The organism is Streptomyces sp. NPDC091387, from assembly GCF_044756945.1.
Lineage (GTDB): Bacteria > Actinomycetota > Actinomycetes > Streptomycetales > Streptomycetaceae > Streptomyces.
The window spans coordinates 139,121-153,376 of the sequence record NZ_JBIVTZ010000017.1 but is presented as its reverse complement, the minus strand read 5'-3'; the positions used below and the strand labels follow the sequence as shown (position 1 = coordinate 153,376).

The 14,256-nt window shown below is 72.8% G+C and carries 14 protein-coding genes; 9 read left to right on the top strand and 5 right to left on the bottom strand.

The window, feature by feature from the left end:
* Nucleotides 1-40: 40 nt before the first annotated feature.
* Complete coding sequence (locus ACIQM0_RS31125; RefSeq protein WP_401293023.1) at nucleotides 41-784, bottom strand: TetR/AcrR family transcriptional regulator; 744 nt, start codon at nucleotides 782-784, stop codon at nucleotides 41-43.
* Between the two features lie 173 nt (nucleotides 785-957).
* Here ACIQM0_RS31125 and ACIQM0_RS31120 point away from each other — a divergent pair, with 173 nt between their 5' ends.
* From ACIQM0_RS31120 to ACIQM0_RS31110, 3 genes are all read left to right on the top strand, one after another.
* A complete protein-coding gene (locus ACIQM0_RS31120; RefSeq protein WP_401293020.1) occupies nucleotides 958-1,854 on the top strand; it encodes an NmrA family NAD(P)-binding protein in 897 nt (298 codons plus the stop codon).
* Nucleotides 1,855-2,077: 223 nt separating this feature from the next.
* Nucleotides 2,078-2,557, top strand: a complete 480-nt coding sequence (locus ACIQM0_RS31115; RefSeq protein WP_401293017.1) for a hypothetical protein — start codon at nucleotides 2,078-2,080, stop codon at nucleotides 2,555-2,557.
* 113 nt (nucleotides 2,558-2,670) lie between these two features.
* Nucleotides 2,671-4,485 carry a hypothetical protein gene (locus ACIQM0_RS31110; protein ID WP_401293014.1) on the top strand — a complete coding sequence of 605 codons (1,815 nt, stop codon included), beginning with the start codon at nucleotides 2,671-2,673 and terminating at the stop codon, nucleotides 4,483-4,485.
* 6 nt (nucleotides 4,486-4,491) lie between these two features.
* Here the strand turns inward: ACIQM0_RS31110 and ACIQM0_RS31105 are convergent, their stop codons facing one another.
* Nucleotides 4,492-6,657 (bottom strand): tetratricopeptide repeat protein, encoded by a 2,166-nt coding sequence (locus ACIQM0_RS31105; protein ID WP_401293012.1) that lies wholly within the window; start codon nucleotides 6,655-6,657, stop codon nucleotides 4,492-4,494.
* A gap of 126 nt (nucleotides 6,658-6,783) precedes the next feature.
* Between ACIQM0_RS31105 and ACIQM0_RS31100 the strand changes: the two genes are divergently transcribed.
* Nucleotides 6,784-7,545 (top strand): AAA family ATPase, encoded by a 762-nt coding sequence (locus tag ACIQM0_RS31100; protein ID WP_401293009.1) that lies wholly within the window; start codon nucleotides 6,784-6,786, stop codon nucleotides 7,543-7,545.
* A gap of 29 nt (nucleotides 7,546-7,574) precedes the next feature.
* On the opposite strand, the gene ACIQM0_RS31095 is transcribed toward ACIQM0_RS31100, so the two are convergent.
* A complete protein-coding gene (locus tag ACIQM0_RS31095) occupies nucleotides 7,575-8,387 on the bottom strand; it encodes a maleylpyruvate isomerase family mycothiol-dependent enzyme (protein ID WP_401293006.1) in 813 nt (270 codons plus the stop codon).
* Between the two features lie 180 nt (nucleotides 8,388-8,567).
* Here ACIQM0_RS31095 and ACIQM0_RS31090 point away from each other — a divergent pair, with 180 nt between their 5' ends.
* The 4 genes from ACIQM0_RS31090 to ACIQM0_RS31075 all read left to right on the top strand — a co-directional run bounded on the left by ACIQM0_RS31090 (nucleotide 8,568) and on the right by ACIQM0_RS31075 (nucleotide 12,707).
* Nucleotides 8,568-9,293 (top strand): response regulator transcription factor, encoded by a 726-nt coding sequence (locus ACIQM0_RS31090; protein ID WP_401293004.1) that lies wholly within the window; start codon nucleotides 8,568-8,570, stop codon nucleotides 9,291-9,293.
* Nucleotides 9,280-11,394: an ATP-binding protein gene (locus tag ACIQM0_RS31085; protein ID WP_401293001.1), complete on the top strand. Its 2,115-nt coding sequence runs from the start codon at nucleotides 9,280-9,282 to the stop codon at nucleotides 11,392-11,394. Before ACIQM0_RS31090 ends, ACIQM0_RS31085 begins: the two co-directional genes overlap by 14 nt.
* A gap of 131 nt (nucleotides 11,395-11,525) precedes the next feature.
* On the top strand, nucleotides 11,526-11,948 hold the full coding sequence (locus tag ACIQM0_RS31080) for a sortase-dependent protein (RefSeq protein WP_401292998.1): 423 nt from the start codon (nucleotides 11,526-11,528) through the stop codon (nucleotides 11,946-11,948).
* A gap of 90 nt (nucleotides 11,949-12,038) precedes the next feature.
* On the top strand, nucleotides 12,039-12,707 hold the full coding sequence (locus ACIQM0_RS31075; RefSeq protein WP_401292995.1) for a class F sortase: 669 nt from the start codon (nucleotides 12,039-12,041) through the stop codon (nucleotides 12,705-12,707).
* Between the two features lie 133 nt (nucleotides 12,708-12,840).
* On the opposite strand, the gene ACIQM0_RS31070 is transcribed toward ACIQM0_RS31075, so the two are convergent.
* The gene (locus ACIQM0_RS31070; RefSeq protein ID WP_401292992.1) at nucleotides 12,841-13,032 is read right to left on the bottom strand and encodes a hypothetical protein; all 192 of its coding nucleotides are present in this window, start codon (nucleotides 13,030-13,032) and stop codon (nucleotides 12,841-12,843) included.
* Between the two features lie 78 nt (nucleotides 13,033-13,110).
* On the opposite strand from ACIQM0_RS31070, the gene ACIQM0_RS31065 reads away from it, so the two are divergent.
* Nucleotides 13,111-13,368 carry a hypothetical protein gene (locus ACIQM0_RS31065; protein ID WP_401292989.1) on the top strand — a complete coding sequence of 86 codons (258 nt, stop codon included), beginning with the start codon at nucleotides 13,111-13,113 and terminating at the stop codon, nucleotides 13,366-13,368.
* 158 nt (nucleotides 13,369-13,526) lie between these two features.
* Here the strand turns inward: ACIQM0_RS31065 and ACIQM0_RS31060 are convergent, their stop codons facing one another.
* Entirely contained in the window at nucleotides 13,527-14,246 is a 720-nt protein-coding gene (locus ACIQM0_RS31060; RefSeq protein WP_401292986.1) for a DNA sulfur modification protein DndB, read from the bottom strand.
* Between the last annotated feature and the right edge of the window lie 10 nt (nucleotides 14,247-14,256).

Sequence of the window (14,256 nt, the reverse complement as noted above, 5' to 3'; positions counted from 1 at the left end):
CGGTCGGAGCCGACTGTTCCCCTGCCCCAGAGGTGCCGCGTCATCCGGGGCGACGGCGATGGGCCCGCTGCCGGCACGTCGCGCCGCAGTAGCGTGCCGGGCGCCCCGCGGTCTTGGCCTCGAACTCGGCCCCGCACTCCTCGCACCGCGTCCTCATTGCGTGACGCCTGCCGGGTCCGTAACGAAACGCATGCCCTTCCGTGACCGAAGCCGGCCCCCGCAGACCCTCCAGCGCCAGGTGGACCATGCGGACTCCCCCGGCGCTGTCCCGATGGGCGGCCCGCATCGTCGCGCACCCGACAATGAGTACGGCGACGTCGTCCGAGCCGATGTCGGCGCGGACTCCGCCGGCCCGCTGGGCCGCGCGGAGCAGCTCGGCCAGTGCCTGCTGGAACTGGTGACCCGACGCGGCGAGCAACGGACGCGGCCAGCTGGTGTCGGTGCTCACGAGGTCACAGACGTGCCTGCGCCCTGCGGACTTGTCGATGGTCTCCAGGAGGAACCCGAAGAATGCCGCGGTGGGAGGGGCCTGGGCGGCCCATCGCCGGGCGGCGGCGACCAGGTCCTCGAAGTGCTGGACGAGCACGGCCTCCAGCAGGGTCTCCTTGCTCGGGAAGTGCCGGTACACCGTGCCGGTGCCGACCCCCGCCTGCCGTGCGATCTCGCTGAGCGAGACGTCGAGTCCCTGCACGGTGAACGCGCCCACGGCGGCGACGAGCACCTTCGCGCGGTTGCGCCGGGCGTCCGCCCGGCCGGTGTCAGGGGGAGGGGGAGCAGGAGCCATGTCACGTAATCCCTTGTCCGTCCGACTCAACCGGGTGCAGGATTCCACATCGTCCCCGGGGCCGCCATGCCGACCGTGCCCCCGAAACCCCCGGGGCGGAGGATGACATGGCTGTTCACCCGTCAGACCCCGCGTCCGGTAACGGAGCTCGTCCCGATGACCGACTCGTCGCCGTGACCGGCGCGACCGGCAAGCAGGGCGGCGCCACCGCACGTCGTCTCCTGGCGGCCGGCAGACCGGTGCGTGCGGTCGTACGTGACACGACCGCACCCGCCGCCCTCGCGCTGCGGGCCGCCGGGGCCGAGCTCGCCCGGGGCGACTTCGACGACCCGTCGAGTCTGCCGGCGGCGCTGGAGGGGGCCTCGGCCCTGTTCGCCGTGCCGCCCGTCGCGTACAGGCCGGCCGGCACCGACGTGGAGCGTGAATTCGTCCGCGGCCGGGCCCTCGCGGATGCCGCGGCCGCCGCCGGAGTCGGGCACGTCGTGTTCACCGGCATCGCGTCCACCCGGGACGGGCTGGCCGCGGCTGAGGGCAAAGAACGAACAGAGCGCTACCTCCGCGAGCGGATCCCTCTGGTGACGGTGCTGCGGCCGGTGCGGTTCATGTCGAATTTCCTCGCGTCGTGGGACATCGGCATGGACGGCATCGTCGACGGTGTGCACCGCCACGTCTTCCCGCCGGACGAGCCCGTCCAGGTCATCGCACTGGAGGACATCGCGGAGTTCGCCGCGCTGGCATTCGACGACCCCGACCGGTTCGCCGGCCGGACACTGGAACTGGCCGGGGACGCCCCGACCCCGGCACAGGCGGTCGCCGCCATCACCGAAGCGACCGGCACGACCGTGCGCTACGAGCAGCTCACCCACGACGAGGCCGCCGCGCTCAGCCCCGGGATCGCGCACGTCAGGGAACGTTGGGCAGCCGGTGCGCGCTGGCACGCCGACATCGAGGTACTGCGCGTGGTGCACCCCGGGCTGCGCACCTTCGCGGACTGGCTCGCGGAGTCCGGCGCCACTGCGCTCCGCACCGGATTCCTTTCCTCCCACGTCCCGTCGGTGCAGGCGGGCTGACCCGTACGGTGCGTGCGCGAGGGACGCGGGGCCCGACTCGACCGCTCCGGGGAATGAGTTGTCGCCCAGGCCCCCATAGGCCCCCCTGAAGTCCCCATAGGTCCCCTGGGGGACAACCCCCAGGAAAGTCGGGGAGAAACCGGGTCGTGGGGAGGACGACGGGTCCGTAGGTTCTGGGGTGAGATCTTCGTATCGCCCCACACACAGCCTCCGGAGGCATTTCGTGACCGCCCCAACCCCTCAGCCGACGCGCACGCATCGCGCGCTTGTCGCGGCCTTCGTGCGCTTCGTGGTCTGCGGCGGTGGGGTCGGGGTCGCCTCCAGCGGGGTGCTGGTCCTGCTCCACGACCGGATGCCACTGGCCGTGGCGAACGCTCTGGTGACGGTCGTGTCCACGGTGATAGCGACCGAGCTGCACAGCCGGATCTCGTTCCGGAGCGGGCGCCGGGGATGGGGCGTCCACCTTCAGTCCGGGCTGACCGTCGCCGTGAGTTACGCCTTCACGACCGGGGCGCTGCTCTGCCTGTACGCGTTCCGGGCCGAGCCGTCGGCGCTGGTCGAGCAGAGTGTGTACCTGTCGGCGTCGGCGCTCGCCGGGGTCGGCCGGTTCGCGCTGCTGCGGGTGGTGGTCTTCGGGGAGCGGAGGGCCGGCCGGTCCCGGGCCGGGGCGCTCGGCAGGACTTCCGTGGCCATGGCCGCCTGACGCGGAAGGGCGGACCGTCTTCCCCGGTCGCGCCTGCCGTCGGCACCGATTGGCTATCGTGGCTGGTCGGCCGGGCATTCGCGCGGCCCGTGAGCCGAGGGGGCGGGGCGCAGGTGGCACAGGAGCGGGCCGGATGGGTGCGGGTGCCGGTCGGGGACGGTGCCGCGCGGTGGGCCACACGTGGGAAGTGTCTGCGGGTGCTGGTCGTCGTGCACAACGTGACCTCCGCCACCCGGCTCCTCGACGTGCTGCCGCTCTTCGACGGCGATCTGCGGATTCAGCTCCTCGCCACCTGCCCGGAGTCCTCCGCGTTCTCGGCCGGCACGGCCGAACTCCTGGCCGGCACCGGAGTGCCGGTGCTGCCCTGGGAACAGGCCGTCGAGACGCCGGTCGACCTGGCCGTCTCCGCCAGCTTCGGGGGCCAACTGGAGCTTCTACGTGGCAAGTTGACGGTCCTTTCGCACGGTGTCGGATACACTAAGAGGCTGGCTACACCGGACACCGGACACCGGACACCGGACACCGGATCGGGGGCGGGGGCGGGGACCGGGACGGGAGCCGATCCCGCGCCCGTGTTCGGGCAGGCTCCGCAGTGGGTCCTGGCCAATGGCGTGCCCATCGCGGACGCCCTCGTCCTCTCCCATCCCGAGCAGTGCGACCGGCTGCGCGCCGCGTGCCCCGAGGCCGCGCCGACCGCCGTGCTCGCCGGTGATCCCTGCTTCGACCGGGTACTCGGCGCCCGTCCCTACCGCGAGCGGTTCCGCCGGGCGCTCGGAGTGCGGGCGGGACAGCGGCTGATCGTCCTCAACTCGACCTGGAATCCGGAGTCCTTCTTCGGGGACGGCGGCGCGGGCGGCGACGACCTGCTGCCCGCACTGCTGCCTCGGCTGGCACGCGAGTTCCCCGTGGACGAGTACCGGTTCGCCGCCGTCCTGCACCCCAACATCTGGCACGGCCACGGTCCCGGTCAGGTCCGGGCCTGGCTCGACCGGGCGCGGCGCCGCGGGCTGGTGCTGATCGATCCGCTGGAGGGGTGGCGGCAGGCCCTGGTGGCGGCCGACGCGGTGGTCGGGGACCACGGGTCCGTCACCTTCTACGCGGCGGCGCTCGGCACTCCGGTACTGCTGGCGGCGGCTCCGCTGCACGAACTCGATCCCGGGGCACCGGTCTCCGACTTCATGCGGGAGGCGCCCCGGCTCGATCCCCGTGGGCCGTTGCGCGAGCAGATCGACCGGCTCATCGAGGACCATCGGCCGCTGCCGGGGCCCGCCGCGTACACGACCTCCGTGCCGGGCGAGGCCGCGGTCCGGCTGCGGACCCTGTTCTACTCGATGATGGGTGCGGCGGAGCCGGATTGGCCCGCCTCGCTGGACCCGTTGCCGCTGCCCGGCCATGAGCCCGTGTCCGTCACGGCTCCCCTCCATGTGCTGACCCGGGTGCCGCGGCCGGGCGAGGTCGTGGTGACCCGTTGGGCGGGTTCCCCGCCGGCCGCCGCGTGCGCCGGCGGGGAGGTGCACATCGCCGTGCACGAGGACACCCGCGACGTGGACCAGTTGAGGCTGGCCGATGTCATCTTCCGGGACGGCCTGCCCGACGATCCTCGCTTCGGGTCTCCGGCCGTCTGGACGGAGGAGGTGCTGCAGCGGCATCCCGGCTGTGCGCTGGCCGCCTTCACGGTCGGTCCTGCCGAGTGTGTCGTCCGGCCGCGGGGCGGGGAGCCGCTGCGTCTGCTGTCCTCGCCGGAGGCCGCGGTGGACCCCGCTGCCGCCGCCTCGGCTCTCCACGCACTGCTGGGGGCCGGGGAGGCCGGCGGCGATGTCACGGCGACGCGGCTCGCGAAGCTGGTGGCTGACGGCGGGTTCGCGGTCCGCGTCGGGGCCCGCCGGGTACGGGTACGAGTACGGGTCGCCGGCCTCCACCGCGGGTGACGCGCTTCAGCCGGTGCCGCACTCCTCGGCCGTGCAGCGCTCGCGCATGGACCGCAGATGGGCCACGTGGTACTCGGCGCTCTGACCGCTCAGCGTCGTGATCGCCGCCTCGATCAGCGGGCGGGCGGCCGAGGTGTCCGACGCGTCCAGCCAGGTCTCGGCCAGGTCGGTCAGGGTCCGGGCCGTGTTGTACGTGTCCCCCTGCTCCCGGAAGTGACTCAGTGCCGCCCCCAGCCGGTCCCGGGACTCCTCGAACCTCCCGAGGCCGCGCAGGGCCCGGCCCCGGTGGCGTTCCAGCAGGGCACGTGCGCGGGGGACGTCGGCGGTTCCTTCGTCCTCAGCGTCCATCGTGAGCAGGACGGCGTCCGCCGCCTCGAAGCACGCGTAGGCCTCCTCGAACCGCCACTGCCGCAGCCGCAGCAGTCCGAGGAACTCCGTCGCCGACGCGTGGCCCCGCTTGTGCCCCGCCGCCTCCTCGTCCCGCGCGGCCGCGAGTGCTTCCGCCTCCGCCTCGTCCCAGTGGCGCAGCTCGGTCAGGGTGTGCGCGAGTTGGGCGTGCAGTGCTCCCGCGTCCGCCGTTCCCGGCAGGTGGGTGTCGGCGAGCCGTGCTCCGATGCGCAGTGCGGGCAGCAGCGTCTCGTGGCGGCCGGCCTTGAGTTGGAGCGGCCACAGGGAGCGGCAGAGCCGTACGGCCGAGGCCGGGTCGCCCGACTCCTCGGCGCAGTGGACGGCCTGGATCAGGTTGCCGCACTCGGCGATCAGGGCGTCGAGCGCCTCGCCCCGGCTCCCGAAGGCCGGGGTTTCGAACGCCGGGGTTCCCTGGGCCGAGGGTGCCGGGACCCGCCAGCTCTCCGGCAGTGCCTGATGCGCCACGGACGTCGACAGGCGGACGTACCAGCGCAGGGCTCGGGCCATCGCGGCCGAGCACGCGGCGATGCCGTCCTCCTGTACGGCCACGGCCTCGGCGTGTCCGCGGACCGCGGGGCGGTAGTGGTAGCGGGCCTGGCCGTCAGCGGTGGTGGTGTGCTCCAGCAGGAGCCCTTCCGCCAGTTCGTCCAGTCGTCGGGCGGCGTCCTCGGGCGTCGTGCCGGTCGCGTGCGCGGCCACCGCGGCGTCGAGGGCGGGCCAGTCGCGTACGGACATCAGGCGGTACAGCTTCGCCGTCCCCGCGTCCAGCGAGCGGTAGGTGTCCTGCGCCGCCGCCCGTACCGGGTCGGCGCCGGCGGCCTGGCCGGACGCGGGTTCGGTGAGGCGGGGTGCCGCCGCGCGCAAGGCGTACGGCGATCCGCCGCACCGGGCGAGGACGGAGGGCAGGGTGGCGCGGGCCGCGTTGACGGCCGGCTTGTCCAGGAGCTGGGTCAGCAGACGTACCGCGTCCTTGTCCGTCAGCGGGCCGACGGGAACGCGGACCGCGTCGAGGCCGGGGAACGGACGACGGGCCACCACGATCATGAACACAGCGGGCGCGGAGGTGAGGAGCGGACGGATCTGGGCGGCCGAGTGCACATGGTCCAGGACGATCAGCAGTTTCCGGTCCGCCACGCAGCGGCGGAAGAACTCGCTCAGCTCTCCGGCCGAGGTCGGCATCTCCTCGTCCCGCACACCGAGTTGGCGCAGCAGGCTGCGCAGTACGGTGCCCGCGTCGCGTGCGGCAGCGGTGCCGCCGGCCAGGTCCGCGTAGAGCTGCCCGTCCGGGAACATGGCCGCTTGGCGCACTCCCCAGTGCACCGCCAGCGTGCTGGTGCCCATGCCCTCGGCGCCGTGCACCAGGGCCAGCCTCGGGGTTCCGTCCGCACGGCGCGACGCCTCGCGGTCGAGGCTCTTCAACGCCTCCTTGCGGTCGGTGAAGAACCTGATCGAGGCGGGGAGGCCCGGCTGTCCGGCGGCGGGTGGGAAGTCCGCTCCCGGCCCCCGGCCGTCACCGCTCACCCGGTTCGCGAACGCCGTCCACGAGGAGGCGAGTCGAGGGTCGCGGCGGAGCCGGTCGGACACCATGCGCGCCACCGCGTCCAGTTCGTCCGGTGCGGTGGGCGCCGGGACCTCACGGCCGGCGATGCGGCGGACGAATCCGCCCGTCGACTCCCACGCCCACCTTCCGGCCTCGTTGGCCATTCCCGAGCCGACCGCACCGAGCACCGCCGTAACGGCCGTCAGCGAGATGGGATCCAGCATGTCGCGCACTCCCCGTTCCCGGTGTTCCGCGCGGTGCGCCCTCCCCGGCACCGCCGCTGCCACCGTGCGCATGCAATCTACCGAGTCCGGCGGCGCCCCGTGCGACACCGCGCACCACGACCGGGGTTGGCTGTCCTGACGAACGTTCCAGGTGATCACGGTGGCGGCAAGACGACGGTGGCCCGCGTCATCGGCAAGGTCTTCGCCGGGCTCGGCCTGTTGCGGTCCGGTCATGTGATCGAGGCCCAGCGCGTCGATCTGGTGGGGCGGCACCTCGGGTCCACGGCCATCAAGACCACCCAGGTCATCGACGCCGCGCTGAACGGGGTGCTGTTCATCGACGAGGCGTACGCCCTGTCCAACAGCGGATACAGCGGCGGCGACGCGTTCGGGGACGAGGGGGTGCAGGTGCTCCTGAAGCGGGCCGAGGACGACCGGGACCGGCTCGTCGTCGTACTCACCGGCTACCGCGAGGAGATGGCCGGTCTGCTGGCGAGCAACCCCGGTCTGGTGTCCCGCTTCAACACGCGCGTCGACTTCCCCTCGTACTCCGCCGAGGAACTCGCCCGCATCGCCAGGTCCGTGCTGGCCTCCCAGGGCGACGAGCCCGATGCCGGGGCCGTCGATGTCCTCGGTTCCCTGTGCACGGCGATCGTGGACGGCAGGATGGCCGACACCGTGGGAAACGCCCGGTTCGCACGCGAGCTCTACCAGAAGGCCTCCGCGCAACGGGACCTGCGGCTGTACGCCGCACACGCCGGCAGCACACCGACCCGGGAGGAGCTGGTCACCGTACTCGCCTGGGACGTGGTCGCCGCACACGATGAGCTCATGGAGTCCCACGGCCTCGCGGGTGAGGCCGAGGGAGCAGGCGGCAGCGGCGGGTAGCCGGTGCAGGCCTGTCACCGCCCGCCGCGTCACGGCGCCGTGAAGTACTCCGGGAAGCGCGGCCCGAGCCACGGCTTGCGTCCCCAGGCGAGGACCCGGCCCCTGGCCATGGCGCCCACCGGGGAGATACGGCCGAGCGCCATCAGCAGGAACGTGACCGGCTCGATGGAGATCGTGCAGTCAGGGCGGTCCGGCGGCCGGTGGCCCACTGACACCGCGCCGTCGGTGAAGGTCACCCCGAAGCGGTCGCCGCCCCACAGCCGGACCGTGTAGCGGGCGGTGAGACCCGCCGTGGCCCCGGCGTCGGTCACCCGGGGCATGGCCAGGACGAGGAAGGGCAGGGTCAGCCCGGCCCGGGGCCGGTCGACCATGTGCGGGCGCCTCAGGGCCCGCGCCAGGTCGTAGCCGTGGCCCAGCATGTGCGTCAGGAGGTACGAGCCGAGGACCGCCCGGTTCATCGGACCCATCGGCGTCATCAGCTCCTCGTCCGCGGGGTGTTCGGCCACCGCGTCGAGGAACGCGGCGGTCTGCGCCACGATCATCGCGGCCAGCGGCTCGCCGTCGCGCTCGCCGAACGCCGCGAGTGCCCGCTCGTTGGCTGCGGCCAGGCCCTGCGGGGTGCCGTCCCCGTAGTCGCGTGCGTGCCCGGCGGCCACTTCCGCCATCAGCTGGTTGGCCTGCGCGAGATGCGCCGCCGCCTCCCCCACGGTCCACTCCGACCTGGGAACCGGCCGCCCGGTGTCAGGGGCGTCGCGCAGCAGCGCCGCGATCTCCGTGGCCGTCGCCCGTATCGCGTCGGCGAGCCCCTCGGGCAGCCTGCCCCGTATGTCGTGCTCCGCCACCGGCTCCACCCTGTTACCGCCCTCGTGAACGCCGTGCCTCGTACGTACGGATACTGCTCCGTGCACACGCGCACGGACCTGCCGCGCACACCTGTTACCTGCGGGTACACAAGAGCAGGTCGCGGGTACCGGGAGCAAGAGGTCGGCGTCCGCGGTTCGAACCCCTCTACGATCGAGCGCGTGTGCGCAAACGTGATCGTCGCTGAAGACGACGAGAAGCAGGCCGAACTCCTCCGCCGATACCTCGAACGGGAAGGTCATTCCGTCACCCTCGCCGGCGACGGCCTCGCGGCCCTCGACCTGGTCCGGCACCGGGAGCCGGACCTGCTGGTCCTCGATGTGATGATGCCCCGTGCCGACGGCCTGGATGTGGTGCGTGTCCTGCGCGCCGAGTGCCGGGAGCTGCCGGTACTGATGCTGACGGCCCGCACGACCGAGGACGATCTGCTGCTCGGACTTGATCTGGGTGCGGACGACTACGTGACCAAGCCGTACAGCCCGCGTGAGCTGATGGCCCGGGTCCGTACGCTGCTGCGCCGCAGCAGACGCGCCACCGGCGCCGAACCGGCCGATGCCGCACTGCTGACGGTCGGGACGCTCGTCGTCGACCCGACCCGGCACGTGGTGTCGGTCGGCGGCGAGGCCGTGGACTGCACGCCCGGCGAGTTCAGGATCCTCGCCGCGCTCGCGGCCGAGCCCGACCGGGTCTTCTCCCGGCAGCAACTGCTCGCGGAACTCCACGGCTTCGACCGGTACATCAGCGACCGGACGGTCGATGTGCACGTCATGAACCTGCGCAAGAAGATAGAACCCGCCCCTCGTCGGCCGGTCCGGCTGCTCACCGTCTTCGGCGTCGGATACAAGCTGACGGACCCGGCGAAGGCTGCGACACATGCGTCGTCATAGCGGAGCGCGTCTCCACGACGGGGCGCACAGCACCTCCCCCGGCTCCGAGCGGCGGGCGCGGCTGCCGTTGCGCAAGAGCCTCTTCGCCCGGCTGCTGACCGTATCCGCGCTGGTGGCGGCCTGTTCGGTGGCTGCCACCGCCTGGCTCGCCGTCCAGACGACGTCCGGCGCGATCCGGCAGGAGCAGGGGCAGAACCTCACCGCCGATGCCCGGATCTACCACAGCCTGCTCGGCTACGCGGCGGCTCACCCGACCTGGGAGGACGTCGGGGGGACGGTGCGTGAGCTGGCCAAGAGGTCCGGCCGGCGGATCGCGCTGACGACGGAGCGGCGGGATGCGCTCGCCGACTCGGCCGACCCGGCGTCGTCGCCCGCGCTGCCGGCGCAGGCCTCGGCGATCGTCGACCCGCTGTCGGTGGACACCGCGCTGGCGGCCGAGACCGCGGGCGCCTCCGGCGCTCCGGCCGACCGGGTCGATCCGCGAGCGGTCGGACCGTTCCGCCTGCCCGCCTCGGAACGCAAGGAGTTGCAGCAGATCGCCGACCGGAACGTGGCCTGCCTCAGCGACTCCGGGATCGCCTCGGACGTGGTCCGCAGCGCGAGCGGCCGCCCTCGGATCCAGGTGGTGGGCAACGACCCCGACCGTCTCCAGGGCACTCGCTGCACCACCGACGCCCTGGACAGCCCGACGGCCACCGAGAAGAAGGCGCTGAAGTCCCTCAACCAGCTGGCCGACGCCTGCCTGAAGCGCCAGAACCGCGCCGGCGTGGACCTGAAGCTCGATCTGTCCTGGGGGCAGGCGCCGGAGCCCCGGCCCGCGGACACGATCGTCAGCAAGGCGCCGAGCGAGGCGCCCAGTCCCGTGCCGACCTCCCCGCCCAGGACGGTCGCGCCCAGCGTCTCTCCGGAGACCCGTCCCTCGCCCACCGTCGGCAACGGCGAGGACGGCCGGGCCATCGCCTCGTGTGTCGGCACGGCCCGTCGTGAACAGCTCGGTTCGTACGTCGCCTCGCCCGCCCTGCTGTTCATCAGCGACACCGGTGGCACCACGGTGCCCGGTTTCGATCTCTCACCGGCCAACACCGCCAGGATCGCGGGCACCGCGGCGCTCGTCCTCGCGCTCACCGTCGGCGCGTCCGTACTCGTGGGCGCACGGCTCGTACGCCCGCTGCGCGCGCTGACGGGTGCCGCCCAGCGGATGCGGGACGGCGAGGACAGCGTGCCCGTGCTGGTCGCCGCGGACAACGAGATCGGGCGGCTCGCCGCCACCTTCAACGACATGTCCGCCCACCGCGCCCGGCTGGAGGCCCAGCGCAAGGCCATGGTCAGCGATGTCGCCCATGAACTGCGCACCCCGCTCAGCAACATCCGCGGCTGGCTGGAGGCGGCGCAGGACGGCGTGGCCGAGCCGGACCCGGCGTTCATCGCCTCGCTGCACGAGGAGGCCGTGCTGTTGCAGCACATCATCGACGACCTCCAGGACCTGGCCCAGGCCGACGCGGGCGCGCTGCGGCTGCACCCCGAACCGGTACGGATCGAGGACCTGCTGACCCAGGTCGCCGCCGCGCACCAGGCCCGCGCCGAGACGGCCGGGGTCGCGCTGACCGTCCTCCCCGCGCCACCGGGCCGCCCGGTCCCGGAGCTGACGGCCGATCCGGTCCGGCTGCGCCAGGCCATCGGCAATCTGGTCTCGAACGCCGTCCGCCACACCCCGTCCGGCGGGAAGGTCACCCTGCGTCCGTACGGCTCCGAGTCCGGGGAAGCGGTGCTGGTGGACGTCACCGACACGGGCAGCGGCATTCCGCCCGAGGACCTCGGTCATGTCTTCGACCGCTTCTGGCGCGGCGAGAAGTCCCGCAGCCGCCGTACCGGAGGCAGCGGGCTGGGCCTGGCGATCGTACGGAAACTCACCGAGGCGCACGACGGTTCGGTCACGGCGGTGAGCGTGCCGGGACAGGGGTCGGTGTTCACACTCCGCCTCCCGGCCGACCGCGGTGGCCCGCCCGGGGACGGTTCGACGGAGGCCGGCCCGACCGACGGCCTCTCAGCCGACTGCCTTTCGAGCGACGACCGCGACGGCGCCGGGAGCGGTTCCGGGTAGCCCTGATGCGATGACCACAGCGTTCTGACAGTCTCTTCATAACTTCGGGACAGCCTGTCGGCACGCCTCGCGCCGCGGTGCGATTCCGCATCGCGGCGCCGTCGGGGCCGACCTGGAACGGAGCCATATCCATGTCCCTGCGCTCGTCCTTGCGCACCGCAGTCCTTGCCGCTGTCGCGGCAGGCGCGGTATGTGTACCCGCCACCTCGGCCTTCGCCGACTCCTCCCCCACCGCCGCGCCCGCGTCGCCGTCACAGAGCGCCAAGCCGACCGAAGCACCCTCCAAGGCCCCCTCGACGGAGGCCCCCTCGTCGGCCCCCTCCGTCGTCCCGTCGGACGCGCCGCGCGGCCGCGTGGCCGCGGGCGACAGGCCCGCACCCGCGGTCCGGCCGGCGACCGTGCCGCGCGGCGGAGTCGCCGCGGGCGAGCGCCCGGCCGGTACGTCCGGTGACAACACCGCCCCGGTGATGGGTTCCGCCGTGGCGGCCCTCCTGGTCGCGGGTGCCGGAACGGTCGTCCTGCGCCGCCGCTCCACCGGCCGCAGCAACGGCTGACCACCCCTCAGTCGACAATCCGGCAGTGGCGCCGTCCTGCATCAGGGCGGCGCCACTGCCGTCGGCCGACCTCTTCTGGAGTCCCTCCTCATGCCCCGCACGCCCCAGTTCCTCCGCCGCACCGCGCTGCCGGTGCACGCCTGCCTCGCGCTGACGGCGCTGATCGCGCTGACCGGCTGTTCCGACGCCTCCCCGGCCAAGTCCTCGGCCGCGGCCGGGAGCACGGAGTCGGCCGCCACGACCGGGACTCCCGCCCCCGGCCCGGGAACCGCCTCCGCGTCCACGTCTACGTCCGGGTCCTCGTCTGCGAAGTCCGCCTCGCCGCCCGTCCATGTCTCCATCCCCTCCCTCGGGATCAACAGCGCGGTCATGCGCCTCGGGCTCAACCCCGACCGCTCGGTCGAGGTGCCGCCCGCCGACAAGGGCATGACGGTCGGCTGGTACACCGGCGGCTCCGTACCCGGTCAACCGGGCCCCGCCGTACTGATCGGCCACAACGACACCCGCTACGGCCGGGCCGTGTTCCACGACCTCAAGAAGATCGCCAAGGGCGCGGACATCGCCGTCCGCGACGACCGGGGCACCGAGATCCACTTCGAGGTCACCGGCCGGGAGACGGCGAGCAAGAAGGCGTTCCCGACCTCACGGGTCTACGGAAGGACCGAGGCCCGTGCGCTGCGGCTGATCACCTGCGACGGTTCGTTCGACGCCGCGGGGCACCCGGTGGACAACCTCATCGTGTACGCGACGAGGAAGTGACGGAATAGGGTCATCGTGTCCGGTGACCTGGACGGCGACTCCCGCTCCCCGAGTACGCCTGACTGAAAGGGCTGAAGGGCACCCCTGCCCGCTGAGCAGTCCCGCCCTCGTGGAGCACCCCGGTGCGGGCCGGTCAACCGGCTCGCTTCCACTCCGCACACCGACTCGTCTTGAAGTACTCCCCCTTGTTGAGCGTCACCCGGCCGGGGCCCTCCAGGTTGTTGTTGGCGATGATCGACCCGAACTCCCCGCTCGCGTCCTTGGCCCGTTCCCAGTAGCAGCCGAACGAGCCGTCGGCTCCGGCCGTCTTGTACGTCCCCGCCACGATGTCCTCGCCGACCAGGTACTCACCGTCACCGCTGAAGCTCGTGGACGGGCCGGGGCCTCGGTCTTCTTCGGGGGCTTGGGCTTCGCCGTCACCGTCTTGGTGACGGTCGGCGCCGGACGGGCCTTGGCCGCCCCGGTCACGGTCACGGTCGGCCCCGGCTTTGCCGCCCCGCCCGCCTTCGCGTCCCCCGGCTCCGCATCCGAGTCGCCGCTCGCGCCCATACCCACACCGATGAACAGCGCCACGAAGGCGGCCGTCCCGTGGGTCAACCACGCCTTGGCCCGCGAGGGCTTGCGGGGCGGGAGCGCCGGCGGAACGGCGGCGGTGGAGTAGGGACCCTGGTGGGATCCGGACGCCTGGTAAGGGCCGGGGCCCTGGAAGTCGGGAGTGTTCATGGCGTGCTCCAGTTGCTGGTGGGTGGCTGAGCAGTTCGTGGCCGTGCAGGAGTGCGCCCCGTCGCGGGGACGGGAAAGAGCCGGAACGCGAAGGGCTCACTGCCCCCGGATCCGGCGGCCCGCCTCCGTGCCCGGGTACAGGAGCGCGTCCGCGACGCGTCCGCCGGAGTCCTTCACGCCGCCGCTGAAGTTGAGGCGCCCGGACGTGCCGGCCTTCGCCGCTACGCCGTCCCAGTAGCGCGCTTCGCGCTGCCAGTGGATTCCGGCGAGAAGCCGGTCTAGCGTGTCCGCGCTCATGGCGTTCGAGGGGTCGGCCCACGGGGTGGTGTGGTGCACAGCGATGCCGAGACCGGCCAGTGCCGCGGGTGCGGTGAGGGCGCTGCGCGAGAGGAAGTGCTGGGCGTGCTCGGCGATCAGGCGGGCCAAGGCCGGGACGACGTACTGCTCCACCTGGTCGGCTGTCGCCGCCGCGGGCAACTCGTCCTCGTGGACGGTCTCCGCCGAGCGGGAAAGCCCGACCTTGCCGTAGATCGCCGTGATGACGAGTGCCCGCATCGCGGACAGCGTGACGACCTCGGGCTCGGCCTTCCCCACCTGCCGTTTGGTGGCGTTGATGAACTTGGTGAACGGGACGAGCCGGCCGTCGATGTCCACCTTGACGGCATCGGCGACGCGGTGCGCGAGGCGGGCGGCGAAGTCGCGCTGATCCATGGACATCGCCAGGTTCTTCGCGACGGCGACACCCTGCACGTTGCGGTCGTAGAAGATCTGCCGCGCGTCGGCGACGCTCAGGTCCACGTACAGCTCGAACGGCACGCGCACCTGA

Excerpts from the sequence above, each read along its gene's own strand:
- ACIQM0_RS31125 (WP_401293023.1), bottom strand. The coding sequence starts at position 784 with ATGGCTCCTGCTCCCCCTCCCCCTGACACCGGCCGGGCGGACGCCCGG.
- ACIQM0_RS31085 (WP_401293001.1), top strand. The coding sequence starts at position 9,280 with ATGCGTCGTCATAGCGGAGCGCGTCTCCACGACGGGGCGCACAGCACC.
- ACIQM0_RS31080 (WP_401292998.1), top strand. The coding sequence starts at position 11,526 with ATGTCCCTGCGCTCGTCCTTGCGCACCGCAGTCCTTGCCGCTGTCGCG.
- ACIQM0_RS31075 (WP_401292995.1), top strand. The coding sequence starts at position 12,039 with ATGCCCCGCACGCCCCAGTTCCTCCGCCGCACCGCGCTGCCGGTGCAC.
- ACIQM0_RS31105 (WP_401293012.1), bottom strand. The coding sequence starts at position 6,657 with ATGCTGGATCCCATCTCGCTGACGGCCGTTACGGCGGTGCTCGGTGCG.